At 60.8% G+C, this 19,973-nt stretch carries 17 protein-coding genes; 12 read left to right on the top strand and 5 right to left on the bottom strand.

What is annotated here, in order from left to right:
* The first annotated feature begins 32 nt into the window (after positions 1–32).
* The 3 genes from OUO20_RS05670 (at position 33) to OUO20_RS05680 (ending at position 3,998) form a co-directional block, all read left to right on the top strand.
* Positions 33–1,412: an MFS transporter gene (locus OUO20_RS05670; RefSeq protein WP_268003023.1), complete on the top strand. Its 1,380-nt coding sequence runs from the start codon at positions 33–35 to the stop codon at positions 1,410–1,412.
* A gap of 72 nt (positions 1,413–1,484) precedes the next feature.
* A complete protein-coding gene (locus OUO20_RS05675) occupies positions 1,485–2,594 on the top strand; it encodes a zinc-binding dehydrogenase (RefSeq protein ID WP_268003024.1) in 1,110 nt (369 codons plus the stop codon).
* Positions 2,595–2,627: 33 nt separating this feature from the next.
* Positions 2,628–3,998, top strand: a complete 1,371-nt coding sequence (locus tag OUO20_RS05680) for an MFS transporter (protein ID WP_268003025.1) — start codon at positions 2,628–2,630, stop codon at positions 3,996–3,998.
* Between the two features lie 763 nt (positions 3,999–4,761).
* Here the strand turns inward: OUO20_RS05680 and OUO20_RS21435 are convergent.
* On the bottom strand, positions 4,762–4,890 hold the full coding sequence (locus OUO20_RS21435) for an ATP-binding protein (RefSeq protein ID WP_326498071.1): 129 nt from the start codon (positions 4,888–4,890) through the stop codon (positions 4,762–4,764).
* A 1,330-nt stretch (positions 4,891–6,220) separates the two neighbouring features.
* Here OUO20_RS21435 and OUO20_RS05690 point away from each other — a divergent pair.
* Complete coding sequence (locus tag OUO20_RS05690; protein WP_268003026.1) at positions 6,221–7,099, top strand: hypothetical protein; 879 nt, start codon at positions 6,221–6,223, stop codon at positions 7,097–7,099.
* A 1,661-nt stretch (positions 7,100–8,760) separates the two neighbouring features.
* Here OUO20_RS05690 and OUO20_RS05695 read toward each other — a convergent pair.
* Positions 8,761–9,789 (bottom strand): serine hydrolase domain-containing protein, encoded by a 1,029-nt coding sequence (locus tag OUO20_RS05695; RefSeq protein ID WP_268003027.1) that lies wholly within the window; start codon positions 9,787–9,789, stop codon positions 8,761–8,763.
* Positions 9,790–10,082: 293 nt separating this feature from the next.
* Positions 10,083–11,426, bottom strand: coding sequence for an alkaline phosphatase family protein (locus OUO20_RS05700; protein WP_268003028.1), 1,344 nt, complete (start codon positions 11,424–11,426; stop codon positions 10,083–10,085).
* A gap of 554 nt (positions 11,427–11,980) precedes the next feature.
* Between OUO20_RS05700 and OUO20_RS05705 the strand changes: the two genes are divergently transcribed.
* The 8 genes from OUO20_RS05705 to OUO20_RS05740 all read left to right on the top strand — a co-directional run bounded on the left by OUO20_RS05705 (position 11,981) and on the right by OUO20_RS05740 (position 17,533).
* Positions 11,981–12,400 (top strand): diguanylate cyclase domain-containing protein, encoded by a 420-nt coding sequence (locus OUO20_RS05705; protein WP_268003029.1) that lies wholly within the window; start codon positions 11,981–11,983, stop codon positions 12,398–12,400.
* Between the two features lie 182 nt (positions 12,401–12,582).
* Positions 12,583–12,987, top strand: a complete 405-nt coding sequence (mscL, locus tag OUO20_RS05710; RefSeq protein ID WP_268003030.1) for a large conductance mechanosensitive channel protein MscL — start codon at positions 12,583–12,585, stop codon at positions 12,985–12,987.
* A gap of 271 nt (positions 12,988–13,258) precedes the next feature.
* Complete coding sequence (locus OUO20_RS05715; protein WP_268003031.1) at positions 13,259–13,480, top strand: hypothetical protein; 222 nt, start codon at positions 13,259–13,261, stop codon at positions 13,478–13,480.
* 665 nt (positions 13,481–14,145) lie between these two features.
* Complete coding sequence (locus OUO20_RS05720; protein ID WP_268003032.1) at positions 14,146–14,775, top strand: hypothetical protein; 630 nt, start codon at positions 14,146–14,148, stop codon at positions 14,773–14,775.
* Positions 14,776–14,891: 116 nt separating this feature from the next.
* A complete protein-coding gene (locus OUO20_RS05725) occupies positions 14,892–15,281 on the top strand; it encodes an ankyrin repeat domain-containing protein (protein WP_268003033.1) in 390 nt (129 codons plus the stop codon).
* 176 nt (positions 15,282–15,457) lie between these two features.
* Positions 15,458–15,784 carry a hypothetical protein gene (locus OUO20_RS05730; RefSeq protein ID WP_268003034.1) on the top strand — a complete coding sequence of 109 codons (327 nt, stop codon included), beginning with the start codon at positions 15,458–15,460 and terminating at the stop codon, positions 15,782–15,784.
* 439 nt (positions 15,785–16,223) lie between these two features.
* Entirely contained in the window at positions 16,224–16,760 is a 537-nt protein-coding gene (locus OUO20_RS05735) for a DUF7793 family protein (RefSeq protein WP_268003035.1), read from the top strand.
* Between the two features lie 215 nt (positions 16,761–16,975).
* Positions 16,976–17,533 (top strand): hypothetical protein, encoded by a 558-nt coding sequence (locus OUO20_RS05740; protein WP_268003036.1) that lies wholly within the window; start codon positions 16,976–16,978, stop codon positions 17,531–17,533.
* 1,181 nt (positions 17,534–18,714) lie between these two features.
* Here OUO20_RS05740 and OUO20_RS05745 read toward each other — a convergent pair.
* Both OUO20_RS05745 and OUO20_RS05750 read right to left on the bottom strand, forming a co-directional pair.
* Positions 18,715–19,065, bottom strand: coding sequence for a hypothetical protein (locus tag OUO20_RS05745; RefSeq protein WP_268003037.1), 351 nt, complete (start codon positions 19,063–19,065; stop codon positions 18,715–18,717).
* A gap of 15 nt (positions 19,066–19,080) precedes the next feature.
* Positions 19,081–19,575, bottom strand: coding sequence for a hypothetical protein (locus OUO20_RS05750; protein ID WP_268003038.1), 495 nt, complete (start codon positions 19,573–19,575; stop codon positions 19,081–19,083).
* Positions 19,576–19,973: the final 398 nt, after the last annotated feature.

A 19,973-nucleotide genomic window follows, 5' to 3' on the forward strand; every position in this document is an offset into this window, starting at 1 on the left:
CATTCATCAGTACCCATCAATGGAGCTGGAACATGTCCTCAACAAACAGCACGGCTTGGCGGCCGGCGCACGTCACCAACCGGCAGATCAAATTCGCGACCATCCTGGCCTTCCTGGCCTGGGCGTTCGCGGTCTACGACTTTATCCTCTTCGGCACCCTGTTGCCCGAACTCGGCAAAGACCTCGGCCTGAACGAAGCCGAACAGGCCACCATGGTCACCTGGATGTCCGTCGGCGCCGTCGCCCTGGGCCTGCTCGCCGGACCCGTCGTCGATAAATTCGGCCGCAAAGCAGGGCTCGCCTTCACCACCGCCGGAGCCGGCATCGCCTCGGCACTGACCGCCCTGGGCGGCATTGTTCCCGTCGCGGCCCTGGTCGCCATCCGGTCCCTCAGCGGCCTGGGCCTGTCCGAACAGGGCGTCAACGGCGCCTACCTCAGCGAACTCTACGGCGCGTCCGATGACCCTCGGATCAAGAAGCGGCAGGGCTTCATCTACTCCCTCGTCCAGGGCGGATGGCCCATCGGCGCCATCCTCGCCGCAGCGCTGACCGCCGTCTTGCTCCCCACCATCGGCTGGGCCGGCTGCTTCGTCTTCGCAGCAGTCCCGTCCCTGATCGTCGCGGCTCTGGCCCGCAAGCTGCGCGAATCACCCCAGTTCGAATCCATCCAAAAGATCCGCCAGCTCCAGAAGGCCGGCCACCACGCCGACGCAGAACACCTTTCCGCGGCCCTCGGCATCGAAGAGCACGAAACCCGCAGCACCCTCGCTGATGTCTTCCGCGGCCGGAGCCTGCGCACGACCCTGTCCCTGGCGCTGGGGCACATCCTGAACTACTTCCCCGTCCAGGTCTTCAGCGTCCTCGGCACCACCGTCCTGGTCAGCGTCCACAACGTGTCCTTCACCAACTCCCTGGCCATCCTCCTGATGTCCAACCTCATCGCCTACCTCGGCTACCTCACCCACGGATTCCTCGGCGACAAGTTCGGCCGGCGCAACGTCATCGCATTCGGCTGGATCACCGGTGGCATCGTCTTCACCGCCATGATCTTCGGACCCAGCGACTTCTGGACTGTTGTCGCCCTCTACAGCCTCGGAACGTTCTTCCTCATCGGACCGTACTCCTGCGTCCTGTTCTTCGTTGGCGAAAGCTACGACACCCGCATCCGCGGCCGCGGAGCCACCTTCGTTGCAGCAGTAGGACCCATCGGCGCCATCATCTCCAGCGCCCTGGCCGCAACCCTGCTCTCAAACGGCGGCAACTGGGCCACCGCAGCGTTCCTCTTCGGAGCAATCCCATGTGTCCTGTCCGGCGTCGCGGTCCTGTTCTCCCGCAAGCACCAGCACGTCGCGGACCCCGTACACATTCCGGCCGTCGCCGGCGGAGCACCCGCGGACGAGACAGCCCACTAACAACACGAGCGGGCAGTTGCCGGGGGCGCCCACGAGCCCCCGGCAACTGCCGTCCAACGAAACGGACCCCCAATGCCTGAAACCGCCTACGGCCGCATTGCCGTCATGACCAGCCCACGCGAACTCGACTACACCGAGTACCCGCTTCCCGCCCCGGAACCCGGGGCAATCCTGATGAAAGTGACCAGAGCCAACGTCTGCGGCTCCGAACTGCACATCTGGAACGGCAAACACCCCGTCAAGAAAAGCGGCGGCCTCGGCCACGAAATGGTCGGCACCGTCGCCGCCATCGGCGAGGGCCGTCCCACCGATAACGCCGGCCAACCACTCAGCCCCGGAGACCGCATCGTCGCCACCTACTTCCAAACCTGCGACCGCTGTGCCAGGTGCCTGGGCGGACAGCCCAACCTGTGCGACAACGCCTACGAATTCTTTGGCAAACAGCCCACCGAAGCGCCCCACTTCCACGCCGCCTTCGGCACCCACTACTACATCCACCCCCGCCAGCACGTCTACAAAGTCCCCGACGAAATCCCCGACTCCGTGGCCGCCAGCGCCAACTGCGCCCTCTCCCAGGTCACCTTCGGCATCGACCAGATCGGCCTGCAGTACGGCGAAACCCTGCTCATCCAGGGGGCCGGCGGACTGGGCCTGAACGCCGTCGCCGTCGCCGTGGAGCGCGGCGCGACCGTCATCGTCATCGACCCTTCCGAACCCAGGCTCGAACAGGCCCGGCGTTTCGGGGCCGCCCACACGATCAACATGGCAGAAATCCCGGACCTCGAGGACAGGATCTCCGCTATCCAGCGCCTCACCGGCGGCCAGGGCCCCGACGTCGCCATTGAGCTGACCGGTGTCCCCGATGCCTTCGCCGAGGGGCTGCGGCAGATCCGCCGCGGCGGACGCTACCTGGTGATGGGCAACCTCTCTCCCGGCAGGGCCATCCCGTTCGACCCCGGCTACGTCACCCGCAAAGCCCTGACCATCAAGCACGTGGACCGCTATGAAGGCCGCTACCTCTACAAGTCCCTGGCCTTCCTCGCGGAGCACCAAGACAAGTACCCCTTCGATGCCATGATCGACGCGACCTTCACCCTCGACGGTGTCGAAGAGGCCCTCGAAAAGTCACTCGCCCGCGAAGTCACCCGCGCCGCGATACTCATCGACGAGACAACTGCCTGACCTGCCGCCCCACAATCCTGAAATGGAACCTGCATGACAACAGCGCACCTCGCCGGCCTGACCCCTAACCAGATCCGCCGCAGAAGCCTGATCTCCGGCACCGTCGGAGCGATCATCGAATGGTACGAATACACCGTCTACGGCACCGCCGCCGCCCTCGTCTTCGGCACACTGTTCTTCCCCTCCACCGAACCCGGCGTATCCCAGATCGCTGCACTCGCGAGCTTCGGCGTCGGCTTCCTCGCCCGTCCCGTCGGCGCCTTCGTCTCCGGCCACCTCGGTGACCGGATCGGACGCAAATCCACCCTGATCCTGACCTTCCTCATCATGAGCGCGTCCACGGCCGCCATCGGCCTGCTCCCCACCTACCAGAGCGTCGGCTTCTGGGCGCCGGTCCTGCTGTGCATCCTCCGCCTCACCCAGGGCTTCGCCGTCGGCGGCGAATGGGGAGGCGCCGCGATCATCGCCGTCGAAAACGCCCCGAAGGGACGCCGCGGATTCTTCGGAGCCTGGCCCCAGATCGGCGTCTCCTGCGGCCTGCTCCTGGGCACCGGAGCCGTCGCCATCTCCCAGGCCATCTCAGGGGACCAGTTCATCGAGTGGGGCTGGCGCCTGCCTTTCCTTCTCAGCGTGCTGCTGGCTGCTGTCGGCCTGTACATCAGGCTCAATGCCTCCGAAAGCCCAGCCTTCCTCGCCGCCAAAGCCGAAGCCGAACAGAAACAGGAAAAGCAAAAAGCGCCAATCCCGGTTGTCTTCAAGGAGCACCGCAGGTCCCTGGTCATTGCCCTCTTTTCACGCTTTGCCGAAGCAGGAAACTACTACCTTTTCACCGTCTTCTTGCTCTCCTACGTGGCCACAACGCTGAAGCTGCCGGCATCCTACGGCCTGGTGGCCGTCATGATCGGCTCGGCACTGAACATCGCCATGATCCCGGTCTTCGGCGCCATCTCCGACCGCATCGGCCGCAAGAACACGTTCTTCTTCGGCGCCGGAGTCATCATCGTCAGCGCCTGGCCCATCTTCGCCATGATCCAAACCGGCAACCCGTTCGCGATCATCGCCGGCGTAGCCATCTTCCTCACCCTCGGCCACGCCGCCGTCTACTCCGTACTCCCCGCCTTCTACTGCGAACTGTTCCCCACAGAAGTCCGCTACACAGGAATCTCCGTCGGCTACCAGACCGCAGCCATCCTTCTGGCCGGGTTTACCCCGGTCATCGCCAGCGCCCTCGTCCTCTGGTCAGGCGGTACCTGGCCGCTGGTCGCCATCATCGTCCTGACAACCCTCATCGCTGTCACCGCGGTCGCCGCAGCCAAGGAGTCAAAGGACCTCGACTTGGACACCATCGGAATGTCCCCACAGAATTTCGCCGACGAAGGTAAAAACAGAACACGCACCCGCTGAAGTCCGCTGCCGCATCCAGGTAAGACCCGAACTAGCCGGTCCACCCTCTTGCTCCCGCACGGGAAGCCGGAGGGTGGGGCCGGCTGTCGTCTGTTCCGTATAACCTCTCGACCAGCCCGTTGTCTCGAAACCCTTGCGCCTCAAAACCCTAGAGATTCAAGGCAGCCGGTGCAGTAGTGCGACAAAGATCGATCACAAAACGCCGCCATTTATCGGCAAACTCCACACCTTGCGCTTCCGGGTCGCATGGACGGCAACACCGAACTGTTGCCGCGTCCAGGACTGAAGGGGTTTCTCGCCTAAGCCCCCGGCCCCGTTCACCAGGCTGACCATCCACGGGGCTGGTTAAGACCGCGACGCGGCCGATTAGCCTCCCGGCACTGCGTTGGGGGTCAACACAGTGCCCGGGCTACCTCGGGGCCTTTCCCTTAAGTCAGGAAAATGCCGAAAGCGCGGTTGGGTTCAGGTGATCCTAACGCTGGCCCGTCAACGCAACTCGTTTGGCCTGATGCGCGGACTTATCCATCGCTTACGTCGAAATCTCGTGAAGAGGCCATAGATGGTGTGACGTCCGGCCTGATCTCCTCGGGTGGAGAGGTCACTTGGCGAGCTTGGCATTTCGGCCTCCCGCTGTCAACGGCCATTGGGAAGTGCCCATTGATGGCCAGCATTTCTGCCCACCACTGGCCAGTAGAGCTGCCCAGGGGTGGCCAGGAGGTTTGCCCGAGTTCGGGGTGGGGTGTGCTGGCCACCGGTTTGGGGTTTAGTTCAGCGGCATGATGCCCTTTCCGGCCAGGGCCTGGGTGAGGCGGATGGAATCGCCAGTTGTTTGGCAGACGTGGGCGTGGTGCAGGAGCCGGTCGACGGTCGTGGTGGCGAGGGTTTTGGGCATGAGCTCGTCAAAGCCGCGACGCGCATCCCTTCTTCGACGGCCTGCTGGCCGAGGCTTCGAGGAAGAAGGTCTTTCCTGTTGCGGAGGGTCCGCAGACGACGAGGGTTTCTTTCCGGTGGCTCCATTCCAGGATGCGCAGGGCCAGAGCCGAAGAGGTAATTCGCAACGAACATTTGCTAAGCCAACAAGAATCAGTCTTGTTCGTTTGGAATCTCGGCGCTCGGTACCGGAACTGGCACGGCGCTACCCACTGCGGCTCCGCGGTCCTGACCAACTCATTTGACGATGTTTGACCCGAGATTCGCTGATCTCTTGTGTGCCAGCATATCTTGGGCGCGGGTGACGGTCGGCCGCGGCCTAGAGCCGGACCGACCGTCATCGTATTAGTATGCTGCAATTCGCTTACTGGCCCGTTACAAGATTTGAAGCAGCCGAGTAGGGGCTATCGCCCGCTCCGCTCATCGCTTGGACCTGGAACGAGTACGTGCCGGTTCCTGGAAGAGTCATGGAGAGAGTTTTTGGGGGAGTGGCATAAACCGATGAGGCGAGAACCTCTGAAGTCGTACTGCCTACAACCACCCATCGTGTTGTTTGAGTGTTCGTGTCATAAACTGGCTGCCACCGCTTTGCGAGGACTCGATAGCCATTGACCTCCGCCCGAAAAACGGGATCGGAATCGGCAGGCGGAGCGCTCCAGTTGGCCGTCGCTGTGATGGCCCCGCCGGGTACACCCGATGTTGCGACACCTATGACCGGCGTTTTGGGCGGAGCGACGGTGCCAGTACCCGAGCTTCCGGTTGGGCAGTTATATGTGCAGTATCCGGCATGCGCGGGTTGTGCAAAACTGAGCAGACCCGAGCTCACCAGTCCTGTTATGAGCATGGAAGCAGCGATTCCTTTAGTAGCAATTGTTTGCGACATCTTCATCCTTCGGATCAATGTGGTTGATATGGCTGGAACGATTTATCAGCGTGCTGATGGACCATGATCAGCGATTTCAATGGCTGGTCATCGGCTGGGTACTGGTTGCTTCGCTTACGTTTTGCATCCATGGGGTCCGATGTGTTCAAGGATGATTCAAAGCTCTTAAGGGATTCTTAATCGGAGGATGTACGAGGATGCTTGACGGCATTTCCCGTCGGTTTGGCTGGGAGAAATTGCACATTTCTTGATGGGGTTCAGCGGGTTTCGGCGACGGGGCGCGTCTAGGGTTGGCACTAGTGGTTCAGGTAGCCGGATCCTCGTCCGCGATGGGAGAGCTGACATGGCTGTGAGGCAGCGGGCCAGGGATGTCCGGAAGGACGGTCGGGAACTGGACTCGGACGGCGACGTGGGCAAGCTCGAAGCCGTTTCAAAAGACATTGCCGGCTCACAAGAAACTGCCGTTTCACATGATGCTGCTGATTCACATCACACCGCCGCCAAAGAGTACAACGACCAGCCGGTGAGACGTTTGCCGCTCATCAATGGCTATGACCCCTCCCATTGGCGCGATTCCCCGACCACAGGGGTTACGGCACGCACAGGGTGGCGTGCGCCCGTGGCCGTGTCGGCGATAGTGTGGCTCTGTCTTGTTGCGGCGGGCTGTTCGCTTTCGCCAAACACCGGGGCCGTGACCGACGTTCATCGCGCAGTCCCTGCAGCGTCGCCAACCGCAACAATCGAAGGGTCGGCCAGCGCACAGCCCCCTGCTTCGAAGCAGCCGCCGGCCTCAGTGCCAGTGGGTGCTTCCAGTGGCAGTGCGCTGGAAGAGGCTCCTGTGGTGACTGCTGAGCCGGACATCTTCGACCGGCAAGGCGAGAAGTACGAAGCGAGTCTCGGCGACGGCTGGGAAACATCTCCAGCATTTCTCGTGGTGAGCGACGATGTTAGTAAGGCTGCCGATGCACTCGGCAGGGCTGCCGTGCGGTTCTTTCACATCGATGAGTACGGTAGCGAGCTCGCGCCGGAGCAGAGACTTGCGGAAGAGCAGGCGGCGAAGACGTGGGAAGCGGCCTACACGCCAAATTTCGTATCCGATGTCTACCTGACGCCCCGCGGGCCGATGGTCTGGACAGATACGAAGGGAGAACTGACCCGGCAAATGGGAGACGCCATGCTTCACGTGCTCCTTGATGAACTGCGTGTAGAAGGTATCACCGCCCACGTGGTAGCCCCGCCTGCAGACATTACGCTCGAAGGCGTTCCGGTTATTCCGCTGGCTGGGTAATCTCAAAGAAAAATTGCCGGCCGTCGCGTCCCAAGGAAATCAACGGTGCCAACGCGAGTCCCGCCGCTCCAGCACAAGGAACGACGCTTCCTCTTGCCAGACCAAGGGCGGGTGTCAGTCAGCTCTTGGAACCGCCGCCGCTGGACGTGTCCAGGTAGGTGGTCTCCGGGGCGCCAGGCGATGCAGGCCGACTCCTCGAAGCCGGGGCGGACACGAGTAGAACCCTAGGCTCGCCGGCCGAGAGCCTGGCAGCCGTTCTGGGTGAGACCGCCACAGAGATCTGGGGGAGTACAGGCGGTGGTCGAGGAACAGCACAGTTACTGAGGCGCTGCCAGGGGAGCGTGGTCGCCCTTCCAAGACCTGCTGTGCGTGCACCTCCACCAGATGTCGAAGATCATGGACTCCGTCGGCCCACGTTCACCCCTACTCAGAAACGCGGCCAACACCATCGAGGCTCACATGCGTCCGACCATGTCCTGAGTACGGGGGAGGGGCTGCGACGTGCTTGCCCTCCCTTACCTGCCGCGTAGAGCAGCCGCGGCGACGCCCTACACATGCCGCCCATGGACCTTGACGAATTCATGCCCGTGACCGTGGAGGCCCTGGTACCGCCCCGGAATCCCGCCTCGCGATTTCCCTGGAAAACCTGAACTGCGCTTTGGCTTGATCTCAGTACTGATCATTGCCGCCTCCACAGCCTCTGCAAAGTCGAGTCCTCGATACTCGTGGCACCCAGAGTGACACGATGCGGCGGCAGGCATTCCACGATTAAACGGGGGATTGAGAATGAAAGGACTGTCTTGGCCATGCCCTGCGATGTCGATGGGGGCGATCCCGGTCCTGATACTTTTCATGGCTGGTCACTCCGGAACCGTATGGTCCGGGCCAGCGACGGTCACGGTAACGGCGGAATCCATTACTACTCCCACGGTGGTTCCTGTGACTACGAAAGCCGACGCCCATCCCCGCAAGCCGCTGTTGCTGCCAAGGCTGGCACCCGTAAGACCGCCTGGATCGAGCATGCCCGCTATCGTGCGGTATGCGGGAGCTGACTGAGGCTTCGGATGGCCACGGAAGGCTGCGTCAGCGGGGCGTTGATTTGGGGCCGAAGAGTCGGCCGAGGGTCTCGTTGAGGGTTGAGCAATCTGGTCACGGCCAGTGTCGCAGCCTGCTTGGCTAATCAGGAACCGGGCCCCATTTGTTGCCCGGGTGGTCGCGGGCCGTCAGGTGCCCCGACCATTTGGCGTTCTGGTCATACCTCCCGCACTTAGTGCAGCGCCGACGGAACCCTCCATCGGAGTCGGTTTCTGCGAGCCAATGGTGCCCGATATTGAGCCTGCACAGCAGGGCCTGGATCATGACCGCTCCTCTTCGAGAATGTGTATCCCAGCCCACTTTCAATTATGTTCCTGAAACCTCTGAACCGGTCCTTGATACGCGATGATGAATCAGCAGAAATTCCAGAAGGATCGTAGCGTGGCCCCATCCCAGGCATCGCCTTCCACCATGACCTGCTGTGCGCCGACAATCCGAAAAGCTACCTCAACATCGGTAGCTGGACCTCCTCGGATCCGATCAACAGGCCTGCATCTTGGCGTCTCCGCATTGCTCCAATGCTATGGAAGATCACGAAGGCTGCGTCAGCGGGACGTTTACGGCCTTTAGCTGGCGGGCTTGCAGAGTCGGTCCAGGGTCTCATTGAGGGTTGACTCAATTTGGCCGTTGAGGAGATCACGCTTGTTCGCGGTGGACGGATCCTCGAATTCGGTGGGCATTGGTGGAGTTGTGACGGTCATGGCTGCCTGGTATCGCCCGTCTGCGCTGCTGACCGCTACCGTCTGGTAGTCCCAGAAGGATCCCCGGCCCTCGTGTCTCGACTCTTTCGAGCATCCGTCCGCGTGCTCCCAGACTCCCAGCCCGTACGGGCCAAAGCCGGGGCTTGTCTTCATCTCCTTTAGCGAGGCCGCAGACACCGCCCGCCCCTGGAAGATGGTGGCCATGAGAAGGTTGAGGTCTTCCATGGTCGAAACCGCGCCGCCTGCAGGATTGCCGATCGTGAAGGTGTTGTCCGTGGTGTCGACGCGTTCACCGTGCAGGGTCACGTAGCCGTGCAGTAGCCCGGTCTCGTGCGGGTCGAGGTGGTCGAGGCTGGTGTGCTTGAGGCCGAGTGGGTCAAAGACCTCCTCTTGCATGACCTGGACGAAGGGTTTGTGCCGTAGCGTCTGGACGAGGAGGCCGAGGGCGAGGTAATTGGTGTTGGAATACTTGAAGGTCCCGACACTGGCCGGGGTCCAGGGGAGGGTGCCTGCCAGCTCCAGGCCCCGCTCCATGGTGAGTGTCTGTGAGAGCACAGGGCGGAAGTCGACATCCTTGGGCAGGGCGTCATTGACCTCGGGCATCCCGGACGTGTGGCTGAGCAGTTGCCTCACGGTGATGAGCCCCGGGGGTTTGAGTGTGGATGTGAACCCGGGAATGATGTCGTTGACGGAATCGTCGAGGCCGATGAGGTGGTCGTCCACGAGTTTCAGCACGGTCACGGCTGTCATCGTTTTCGTGACGCTGGCGACCTCGGTCCGGTCCGTGGGCTGCGCCGGGGTCCTGGATTCAAGGTTGCGCACGCCGTAGGCCTTGGACCACTCGCCCTCGGGCCAGCGGACCTGTACGACGGTGGCCACGGCGCCCTCATCCATGAACAGCTGAATCTGATTTTCCAGGGAGGCGAAGGGACTGGGCGAGCTGGGTGCTGGTTTGGGCTCATCAGGGGAATAGGTGCAGCCGGATAGAGCGAGGATCAAACCGAGGGCCGCTGGCGTCCAAACGTGATTCTTCGTGCGCATTGTCCGGATCCGGTGGGGACGAGGTTAGAGGTCGGGGCCGCGTGCGGCACCAGGTCCGGCCAGACCTGCGATGGCACCGTCGCCCAGCTCCTCAATTTTATGACTGGCCCTCGTGGTCGGGAAGGCCTGTACAAAGCCAGGCCTACTTACCTAGCAGCGCTCCGTCGGCTCCTCACTCCCCGGCGTGGCCTACGTTCCGCTGTCTGCCGCGAATTGCCTTTCGTTCTCCCAATGAGCTGAAGGTCATCGAGGAATTGCCGCTGAGTCGAGCTCACCGCTGTTAAAGTCTTCCCAGGCTTTTGAGCAGCTCGTGGACCGTGCTGGAAAGGATTCTCGCCGTGAACAACGGATACCAGGACGCCGCAAAGCGGCGAAAATCCTTGGAAGCCAAGTCCACACCCGCTCCCGTTAACCCGCAGCATTGGCCGTGTTGTGAGTCTTGACGTTAGTCGTGTTCGTAGACGTCGGCGCCGAACGCGGCTATCCCGGGGTCCTTGGCGGTGCCCAGACGGGGCAGGGAGAAGAAGTTTTCCAGGGTTGCCAGCAGGCTGTAATATTATAGGGGTGGACAGAAGTCCCTCCAGGGGTACTGAAGGGGAGAGGACCAGTGCGCCGATCCGTCCGCCTGCTGTTCCTCCGGGCACGCTGCCGGGTGTTCCTTCTGCGGGGCCCGCGACGCCGCGTTCGGCTTCATCAAAGGTGATCACGAGCATGCCATCCTGCTGATACGCCGGTGAGGCCAAGATGGCCGGCACTTGCTCGCGGAGCCATTGGTCGGCGGCAGGCAGTCCGCCTTCTGTGCCGTCTACGCAGGGGTGATCATGACCGTCGTGGCAGAGGTTGGGCGTGATGTAGGCAAGGTTGGGGGTAGTCTCAGCGGACGCGAGGTCGCGGGAGAGACGTTCGAAGTTGACCACGTTATTGGTGCACTCAGGTGACGTTGTGATGGAACGGAAGTAGACGAACGGGTTGTGCTTGGTGGCGTATTGGCCTTCCGTTGTGGCTTTGACATGGGTGTCATTTGCGTACAGATCAGGGTGCAGGCAGGGGCTCGGCATATCCTCCATGTAGCCTTTCCAGGTCTTTCCCGATGCTGTCAATTGGCTGGCCAATGTGGGCATGTCCGCGGGAAACACGCAACCGTCACCCTCCAACCTGCCCTGAGCGTCGGCGCCCGTCCGCTGGAACGGGCTGTAGGTGTGGCAGTCACGCCGCGTGCTGCCGTTAGGGGGTTGACCGGAGATTTGGGCTATGTAGTTCGGCAGGGAATCGTGTGCGATGCCGTAGTAGTTCTGCAGCAAAACTCCCCGCCTGCGAAGAGTGACTGAGAGGTAAGGGGCGGCAGATCCGGCACCCCAGACTGTGTCGTAATTCTGGTTCTCCAAGTTGATCACGAAGATGTGCCGCGGCGTGCCTGACTGCCCGGGTAGGCCTCCGTTCGATGCTTCGCCGGGGACAGAGGGCTGGCACGCCACGATGGCCCACAGCATCAGGGCCAGCCCCGGCAGAAGCCAACGGCCGCTGGCATGAGTAGCCGGCGCTACGTTCCTTCTCACAACCTGGCCCCTACTCCCTGTCGAAAACCACCCCTGCCGCTGAACCACGTGCCGGTTGGCCCCCGGGTCAGTTCAGCCTTGAGGCTACTGTTGCACCCCTCTAGCTCCCTAGGGATTGGAATGCGCCGTAATTGTGGCATTTATGCGGGGCGAGGCCGATGGTGCTGCGGTGACACGCCTAGGGCGCCTCACGATTAGCTTTGCCGGGCTCCTGAGCGCCGGGGACGGCCCCTTCTGAGGCCTACTGGTGACCCGGCGTATTGTGAGCTGGCGAATAGGCTCTCGATGTAGAGGCTCAAAAAGTGCCGGTCTCAGGGCTTTGAAGCCGATGACATGGTGAGGAACCCTTCTGTATGCAAGCATTCGGATTACAGCGAAGGATAAGCGACGGTGAGGGGCTCAGGTTGTGCGAGAAGAACTGAACGGTCTGAGGAAGCGCGCGCTGGTCTGGCGTGGGGCGCCCGCTACGGCAGGTCCTGAGCGCTGCGGTGAAACCCGTTGACGTGGCCGCCCAGGAACTGCTGGACCTCGTGGACGGAGTACTTGCCCGACGCTCAGTGCAACGGCTCGAATCCACGGCCTGGGCAACAAGTACGGTAGCCCGTCTTTCCGGTGATGAGTTCATTGTTGTTGACGGCTTCGCCGGCCCGCAGGAAGCAACCGGCCTTGCGGCCCGGATCCTCGAGGTCTTGAGGGCACCGACGCAGATCCCGAGCCTGGAAGTTGTCACCTCTACAAGCATCGGAGTCGCCGCGGCGAGGATGATGATGAAACCACCGGGCGCTGACCGCGCCGCCGAAGGCGGGGCAGCCCGCCGTCGACCGTCAGCTCTTATAGTCTCTACCGCTATCTCGGGCACCCCGCGGGTGATGCCTGCGCGGTCATGGCAGGTCTGCCGGGAGCGATAGTTGTGTCTGCAGGATTCCTGGCAACTGAGTCTATGCATCGGCATTCCTAGGTCATATCGTCCGAGTCTTTCTTACTCCGTAAGGGATGACATAACAGTTAGTGCCGGCTGGTCACCTTCGCCTCCCCTGTAATTTGGCAGGTCGTCACCGAATTGGCTTCACAGTGGAGTATGTTGAGGACCATGTTGACCGGATTCAAGAATTTTATCCTGAAGGGCAACGTCGTAGACCTTGCCGTCGCCGTGGTGATTGGTGCCGCTTTCGGCGCCGTCGTCACGGCCTTAGTCCAAAGTGTTCTCATGCCGTTCATTGCGGCTCTGGTCGGATCGCCCAATTTTGACAGTTTCGCTGTCGTTACCCTGAACGGAAACGACATCAAGTTCGGTGTCCTGCTCACGGCAATCGTCAATTTCGTACTCGTGGCGGCAGCCATCTATTTCGTCATTGTTGTCCCGATGAATCACATGGTCGAACGCCGCAACCGCCGCCTAGGCATCACCCCGGACGTCAAGGAAGAGGCGGCCGAGGATCCCCAGATTGCGCTGCTCACGGAAATCCGTGACGCCCTGCAGCAGGACCGCCGCTAATAGCCAACCAGCAACGGCCAGCCCCGGCAGGAGCCGGCAGTTCTTTAGGGGTAAGGAAAATTAAATGTCCGTACCCCCAGCGTCGGCCGGGCGATCGTGAAGCGTCTTTGCACATTTATTGCCGGATTTGGATGTTTTAGTGGGTGCGCTGCGATAGCGTATCCGGCAGGAGCTCAGGGAAATAACCCGGCGTCCGAGCATGCCCCATTTTTGCTTTGCAGGTTCTGTGGTGGGTGTGCTGTTGTTCCGTAATCGATGAAAGGACATGTTCATGGCTGTTTCTATTGAATTGGGCAAGGCACTAGATAAGGCCTACGAGAACTCGACTCTCGACGAAATTCTGGCCGCGCCGCCCTCGGCCCTTGCCGGATTAACGGAAAAGCACGAAGAACTGCTCGCCGGCATGGGTATCAAGACCATCCGCGACCTGGGGAGCAACAAGTTCTTCGCCACAGCTGGTGTGCTCGTGGCACTGGCGGGGAAGGTCGGATAACCCGTCGCTGCCGGCCGCCGACGCGCGCCACAAGAAGGTCCGACCGGCTCGTGAACTGCTCCCCCGAAAGTTGGACTGAAAATTCAGTTCGGACTTACCGGGAGCAGTTTCATGTTTAAGAGCAGTTCGCTGTCTGAGGAGCAGCGCGATGCCGCGGTGGCGTTGTTTGAGATCGGTTGGGGCTCGAGAGCCGTGGCTACAAAGCTCGGTGTGGGTCGAAAAGCTGTCCTCCGCTTGCACGACAGATGGCGCGTTCGTGGAGATACTGCTCTTGTGACCAAGCCAAGCAGCCGAGTGTATTCATTCGAGTTCAAGCTCAACGCTGTGCAGAAGTACGTGCCTGGGCATCACTGAGGCCCTCACATTTCCACAGGCCCGCTTCGCGGGCATCGTTCAGATACTCACGAAGCTGTGCCTTTCTGTCATTTGTTATCCATTGGCATGAGCTGAACGCTACCCGCTACTTTGCCTCGCATCCCACGGGCGCTGAGACAGTTTGCAGCGGAGCGGTTGCGGCGCCTTCTCCGTGCAGCTCTTTGTGCGGAGTAAACGTGCATTCAGGGGCTGGCAACGGTGCGATGGAAGCTGCGGTGACGGCGGGGCGCTCAGAGACCGGCTTAACGGACAGTCCTCAAATCTGCGACACGGCGTGAAAGACTCCAGTCATGGTGACCGCTGTTCATTACTTCGCGACTCTTGAAGATCAAATGATGCTGCTCGATTATTTGGGTGAGCCCGCAAAGGTGACCTTGCATCCATGGCCTCTCATCACGACGCCACTGACGGTATTGAACCGGGAAGAGGCGCTTGAGCAATCACGTGTGCTGGTGGTCAATCACCAGCTCGGCTTGCCCATCCCAGTACGTCCCAGTGATGCAGCCATGCAAGGTGGCTCGGTCTCCGCGGTCTTCAATAGATTGAACTGGGAGGCGTTAGCTCCCGCTGAGGATGAAGCCTTGATGGACGCCAACGCTTCGCCCACCATCTTGTGGTCTCCTGCTCGTCTGCATACAGAAGCGATCTTGCCCAGCTCGCTGGGCTCACAAGCAGATTCGATGGCGCAGATTTCCAAGGACTATGAACGGTGGGTCAATCGCAGCATGTCATGGGTTCGGCGCAACGGAACTCAGGTGTGGGGGTTGGAAGGGCGCCAGACGAGGCCAGACTTAGACGTCGACCTCAGCTTCATCAGCACCGTCTTTGCACTCCCGGGCGCCTTGAAGGCGTTGGAATCTGGCACACCGGGCCGGAGCTCTGAATCAATGAAAGGCGAAGCAGCAACCGGAAAGGAATGATCCAGGAGAACTGCGACCTCTCCGCCCGTAGAGGATCCCTTATCGAACGCCTTTCAGGTCCGGGCAGGACATCGGTTACGGTGCAGTGTCTCCTAGTATGAGGAATCGAGGTATCGATGGATCCCGCCGGCAGGTCCGCGCTCCATTACGCAGCACTTGCGAATGATGCCAGCGAGGTGACGCGCCTGATCGCGGAAGGCGAGTCGCCCGATTCGTCGGACAGTCAGGGATTTAGCCCGCTTCATTTTGCTTGCCAGGAACACGCCCTTTCCGCGGCGGCCGCGCTCCTCAATTTGGGTGCAACGATCGACGCAACCAACACCTTCGGCAATACACCGCTGTTCGTTGCCGTATTCAACTCGCGCGGGCGGCCGGAAATGGTTGACCTGCTGCGCTCACTCGGAGCCGATCCACTGCATACTAACTTGGCGGGCCAAACCCCAGTGGGACTGGCCAGATTAATTGGGAACTACGACGTGGCGCAGTCCTTCCTTGATCTCGGTTGATCTGGCGGCAAGTAGCATCGCCCACAAGAGGATCTCTCTACGCGCGTGGCGTATCGGACACTTTCTGCAGCCGCTAACTGTCGGTAGTTACCGATTCCAGGACAGCCTGGAAGGCGGGACTAACTTGGAGCGCCGGGCTGCCGTCCTCGCGGAGGTGGGTAAGTTGTTGGTAACTTGTGCCATTCCACCAGAAGACGTGCGGACTTATCGATCCGGCCGCATCGGTGGGCGATTACTCCGGCTTCGAGTTCGACCACTACGTCGAAGGCAGCGTTGACTGCAACACCTGCAATGGCGGCAAGTTTTGCATCCACTCAACGTCTAATATCGGTTGCTCGCGCTGGTACTTGACTGAGAATGAACGCGAAACCTACCGGGTCGTTGACCTGGAGGGTCGGCGGGCTGTCGTTGCGGTGGGCTATATCGACGAATCGATCAATCCGGAGCTGATGAGAGAGGCACGCGCCGTTTTCGACTCGGTCGTGTTCGGATCCGGCAAGTGACCAGCTGATCCCATAAGGCGCTCCCGCCCGCCGGCTCCTCCTCCTAGGTGTCTCATAGCCTCAGTGTCTCGAAACGCTGGGTCATCAGATGCGGTCGAGCTGGCGGCGGGCAGAGCCAGTCGGTGGTATTTGCGGCGCCTGGTTGGGCCCTGCCCAGATTTGGCTTCTGAGGGCGCGCCCCGGAGGGAAGTGCCCTCAGAAAGAGCTGAAGTTGCGGTTATTCATTGGCCGCCGGCGGCGGCAGCATTCTCGGTTACTGCTCTTCAGCTGCTCGAGACGGATCCGGGGTAGGTCAAAAACGACCATTTCTGAGGCTGCGCTCAATAATGGGCATTATTGGTGACTTAGACCACTCATCCGCGTATCTTGTGTTTGTGCCGGCTCATCCCGGCCGACTGCTGGCGTAGCCGCAGTCCAGAAACTTCCGGGGGATTGATTGATGACAGTGGTCTATGACGGGGACGGCGGGTTGTACACTCTCGTCGATCCGTGCACTGTTATTGGTGCAGCGATGGCAGGCAGTCACCCAGTCAGTAAAGGCCCCGCAACTGCGGTCACGGAAGATCTTGGCGGAGGGGTCCTGCGGATCACGTTGCGCGCTGGAAGCCGGATTACCGAAGAGGATGCGGCCTTGGTCCGCCACGAGCTTCTGACGCGGTCCGGCGGCGCAGACACCGCGGTACTCCTGCAAATCACAGGGGTCGAGTCCGTCAGTCGGGAGGCGGTGCGGTTTTTCAGTGAAGCGGCGACCGTCACAGCATTCGCGATCCTGGGTAACACGCCCGTGGACCGCGTCATTGCCCACGGTTTGCGTGGCCTCCTAGCACCCGGCTGCCCGAGCCGCTATTTCTCGGATGAGCAACAGGCCTTGTCCTGGTTACAGGTCCTGACGAAGACTGCGCCCGATATCGATTTTGTGAAGAATCGGCTACCGGCCAGTGATGACCCTGAAGTTGGGTTTTTTAGGGGGATTTAGGCGTGGACGGCGGTGCTGCAGCTAAGTAGTCTTTGTTTTGCAACGGGCAGATTCTGCGGGAGGTCAGGATGCTGCTGTTGTTCATGATGAGGGCGCATAGTGCTGGGAGGGGTGCCCGGTTGCGGCCACGCAGCTGGGGCAACGGACGGCCATTGTCACCGCAGCGCAAGAGTGTTGCGGCTTAAGAGATACATGCTCTTTCAATGAGGCAAGTCATGAAAAATCACCTTCGACCACTGATGATGCTGTTGGCAGCCATCTTCCTCGTGTTCACGACGGGGCTGTCTGCAGCTCAGGCCGCCAGCCCGCACTTCAAAAAGGGCGGCGAACCTGTCTGTACCGTCACCACATCAGGGGCGTCCGCGTCCACCACGTGCCGGACGGTGCTCGCCGGCCTCGGTAACGACGACCTGCTCGCTACGGTAACCACCTCGGGTTCGGCCGTCTACCAGTGCCGGAATCAGGGCGGCAATGTCGCTCCCGGTCAGAACAAGGTTCTTGTAGGCCCAGCAACAGCGCCGACGTTCATTGACAGCGACGCAATTAAGAACGGCAACCTGACCTTGGTCACCGACCCTGCGGTGCTCACTGCTCCCACAACGGTCACTGGTGCCGAGGCCGGCTGCCCGAATCCCAACTGGACAGGGGTCAACCCGACACTGACCGTCACTTCCATACATCTGGTTATTGAACAGCCTATTGGAACGGTCATCTTCGACTGCTCTGCCAGCAGCTCCACCGGCCTAACAGGCCGTGTGCCGCTGACCTGCTAAGCGCAAGCGGTCCCCGGAGCGGATAATTCCTTTCCGCCCCAGGAACGCATTGAGGGTCCGTCGCTCCTTGAGCGGCGGACCCTCATCATGTCCTGAGGCAGAGGCACCATTCGCCAGAGCCAGGCACTAAAGCTTGAGTGCCGACTTTCGGCGAAGAACGGCGTAAAAGGCTGCTATCAGCGAGACGAAGGCGGCTGAACTGCCCGAACTGGAAGGGGTCCGCCACCGCTTCATCGCCCTTCCCTTTGGTGTGCGCCTCCACGTTGCCGAAGCAGGACCAGCCGAGATGCTGCCCGTCCTGCTCATGCACGGCCTGTAACCACACATCACCAAGGAGGGCGGGAACCCTTGGCAGCCACTTATCATTTCGACCCACGGAAAGTAAAGTTCTGGTAACGGCAAGCGGCGTTCGCAACGGGCGGCGGGACGCGGTTTCGTTGCGGCCGCTCCCAGAAATCCCCGCTGGGGGTTTGCACACTGGTAGGTGGAGACACATGAGCATAAATACCGAAGCGCTGCTTGATATTCGCTACGTGAATACATGTCTGAATTACTACGGCATCACCGTTGGGGAACTTTGGTTGCGGTACTGCAGTCTGGGCGGTTCTGCTCGGGAGTACGAGGTCAACGAGTACCTCCACGGAGCGCGGCCCCTATCGCATTTTCAACGTGAGCTGCTTCGAATGGCTCTTAGCGAGGCGACGGGCGACCTGCCACCCGCGGACCGCTGGCCATGGCCCACGACTGCCACCAATGTCTGAGGATGCGGAGACCTCCGTCAGTGTCGAAGCCGTTCTTAAATAGAGGCGAATGGTGAGAGGTCTCGGGCAGAGATCATGATCCTGCGTACCAACCCCATGTGCTCGATTTGCATGTTCGCGGGTGCGGAAGGGCGGTTTCTCATGGACGTTGCAACAGGGGGTTGCCTTGAACATACCTGCTGATTCGGGGATCGAATACCAGTACTTCTCTCGGGTGTGAGGTTGGCCCTTCGGGCGCCGTCACCGGGTAATTTTGCAGGCGAGTCTTGTGGGATGAGTAAGACTCATTGGCCTTCTCCAGGAATCCCTGCTCTGAAACGGCCCGTGGGGGACCGGCTTACGGGCTGGGTGGAGCGAACGAGGACAGCGCTCTGATCCAGATATTAGCCTCTCGAAATCGGGGAGATTGGAAATCGGAAGCTAGCCGGGCTCATTGTTCCTCAGGATTTGCAAGACCTCGCTCGGAGGCTCAGGGATCCGGCGGTCCTTGGGAACGCCCACCCAAACAACCCCGTGTTGATCAGGACGGCTGGCGGCACGACCAATTGGCTCGGCCATGTTTATGGCCACATCACGTGCAAAGCCCTCAACGGTGCCATCCGCCGCCTCTGAGTGAAATGCGAGCCGACGTCCCAGCACCACCGTGGGGTCAATAGTGCGGCGATACACAACCCAGACCGTAGCCGGCCCGTCCTGCCAGTAACCGAGAATATTCACCTCATCCGCCCAGTAGCGATCAATTTCCCTAACGATGTGCCCAGCTAAATCCATAGATCCTCGTCCTAGTCAGACTTCAGCGCAAGCACCCCTAGGTACCGAGGGGTGTCCGAACAGGACGAAATTGGTGCCATCATCCTCAAGAACCGACACGTAGCTCGGACCGAAGAGAGAGACTACTGATTCGCAGATGGCGATCGCGCTCTTGGCCTCCTCGCCACCGTCAGCGCCGCGAGGATCCACGAGGCTGGTTTCGATGCGAATCCTGCCCGCTTCGGTTTCGGTTACGGATTTGATTTTGCCCAACCATGGCGCGTTCTTCTTTGCTGTCTTGAAGTCGGCAGTCTTGTCCCGGCCATTTGCGCTGGGAATGGAGTCAGGTGGTGCAGCAGCCTGACTGGCTCCCGTCCGAGCCGGCGAAGCAGCATTTGATGCCTTCTGCGGATCGGAAGTCGAGCAGCCACAGAGCAGTGTAATAACAGCAACTCCAACCAAACCGGAAACCGGGAGAAAAATTCTCTTGGCATATGATGGCGCTGCATTCTTCGGATTGTTCCGTTGCATGTTTTTGTCCCCCAATTTTTGCAACCGCTATAAGCGGTGCTCGCGCCTTTAGCATCGCACCTGGACACCAGTCCGGGAAGGTTTCCAACACGCGGAAGCCACTTCTGCCCTCAACACACCGAAGATCTCACTTGCCCGACTCCCAGTGGCGGATCCTTTAGCCAACGTCCTCAGTTAAAGGTGACCTGAACGGGCTTGAACCTGAAAGGCCCCCCACATCCAACTCCGAAGGGATGTTCTCCGGTGGATTCAGTTTCTACTGGCAGTTCAACCGCGGTTTGGCCGCCAACCGCAGCTGCGGCCTCAACGTGGATCGAAGTCACGCTTACAGGCGCGATCAGGTAAGGCGCGGATTGGGGCACCAGCCACTTCCGCTCATCATTCTGTGCCACCGGCTC

Source organism: Arthrobacter sp. FX8, assembly GCF_026723805.1.
Classification (GTDB): Bacteria; Actinomycetota; Actinomycetes; order Actinomycetales; family Micrococcaceae; genus Arthrobacter.

Excerpts from the sequence above, each read along its gene's own strand:
- OUO20_RS05700 (WP_268003028.1), bottom strand. The coding sequence starts at position 11,426 with ATGCTGTGGGCCATCGTGGCGTGCCAGCCCTCTGTCCCCGGCGAAGCA.
- OUO20_RS05675 (WP_268003024.1), top strand. The coding sequence starts at position 1,485 with ATGCCTGAAACCGCCTACGGCCGCATTGCCGTCATGACCAGCCCACGC.
- mscL (WP_268003030.1), top strand. The coding sequence starts at position 12,583 with ATGTTGACCGGATTCAAGAATTTTATCCTGAAGGGCAACGTCGTAGAC.
- OUO20_RS05670 (WP_268003023.1), top strand. The coding sequence starts at position 33 with ATGTCCTCAACAAACAGCACGGCTTGGCGGCCGGCGCACGTCACCAAC.
- OUO20_RS05720 (WP_268003032.1), top strand. The coding sequence starts at position 14,146 with ATGGTGACCGCTGTTCATTACTTCGCGACTCTTGAAGATCAAATGATG.
- OUO20_RS21435 (WP_326498071.1), bottom strand. The coding sequence starts at position 4,890 with ATGCCCAAAACCCTCGCCACCACGACCGTCGACCGGCTCCTGCACCAC.
- OUO20_RS05680 (WP_268003025.1), top strand. The coding sequence starts at position 2,628 with ATGACAACAGCGCACCTCGCCGGCCTGACCCCTAACCAGATCCGCCGC.
- OUO20_RS05750 (WP_268003038.1), bottom strand. The coding sequence starts at position 19,575 with ATGCAACGGAACAATCCGAAGAATGCAGCGCCATCATATGCCAAGAGA.
- OUO20_RS05745 (WP_268003037.1), bottom strand. The coding sequence starts at position 19,065 with ATGGATTTAGCTGGGCACATCGTTAGGGAAATTGATCGCTACTGGGCG.
- OUO20_RS05725 (WP_268003033.1), top strand. The coding sequence starts at position 14,892 with ATGGATCCCGCCGGCAGGTCCGCGCTCCATTACGCAGCACTTGCGAAT.
- OUO20_RS05740 (WP_268003036.1), top strand. The coding sequence starts at position 16,976 with ATGAAAAATCACCTTCGACCACTGATGATGCTGTTGGCAGCCATCTTC.
- OUO20_RS05735 (WP_268003035.1), top strand. The coding sequence starts at position 16,224 with ATGACAGTGGTCTATGACGGGGACGGCGGGTTGTACACTCTCGTCGAT.
- OUO20_RS05695 (WP_268003027.1), bottom strand. The coding sequence starts at position 9,789 with ATGGATGAGGGCGCCGTGGCCACCGTCGTACAGGTCCGCTGGCCCGAG.
- OUO20_RS05715 (WP_268003031.1), top strand. The coding sequence starts at position 13,259 with ATGGCTGTTTCTATTGAATTGGGCAAGGCACTAGATAAGGCCTACGAG.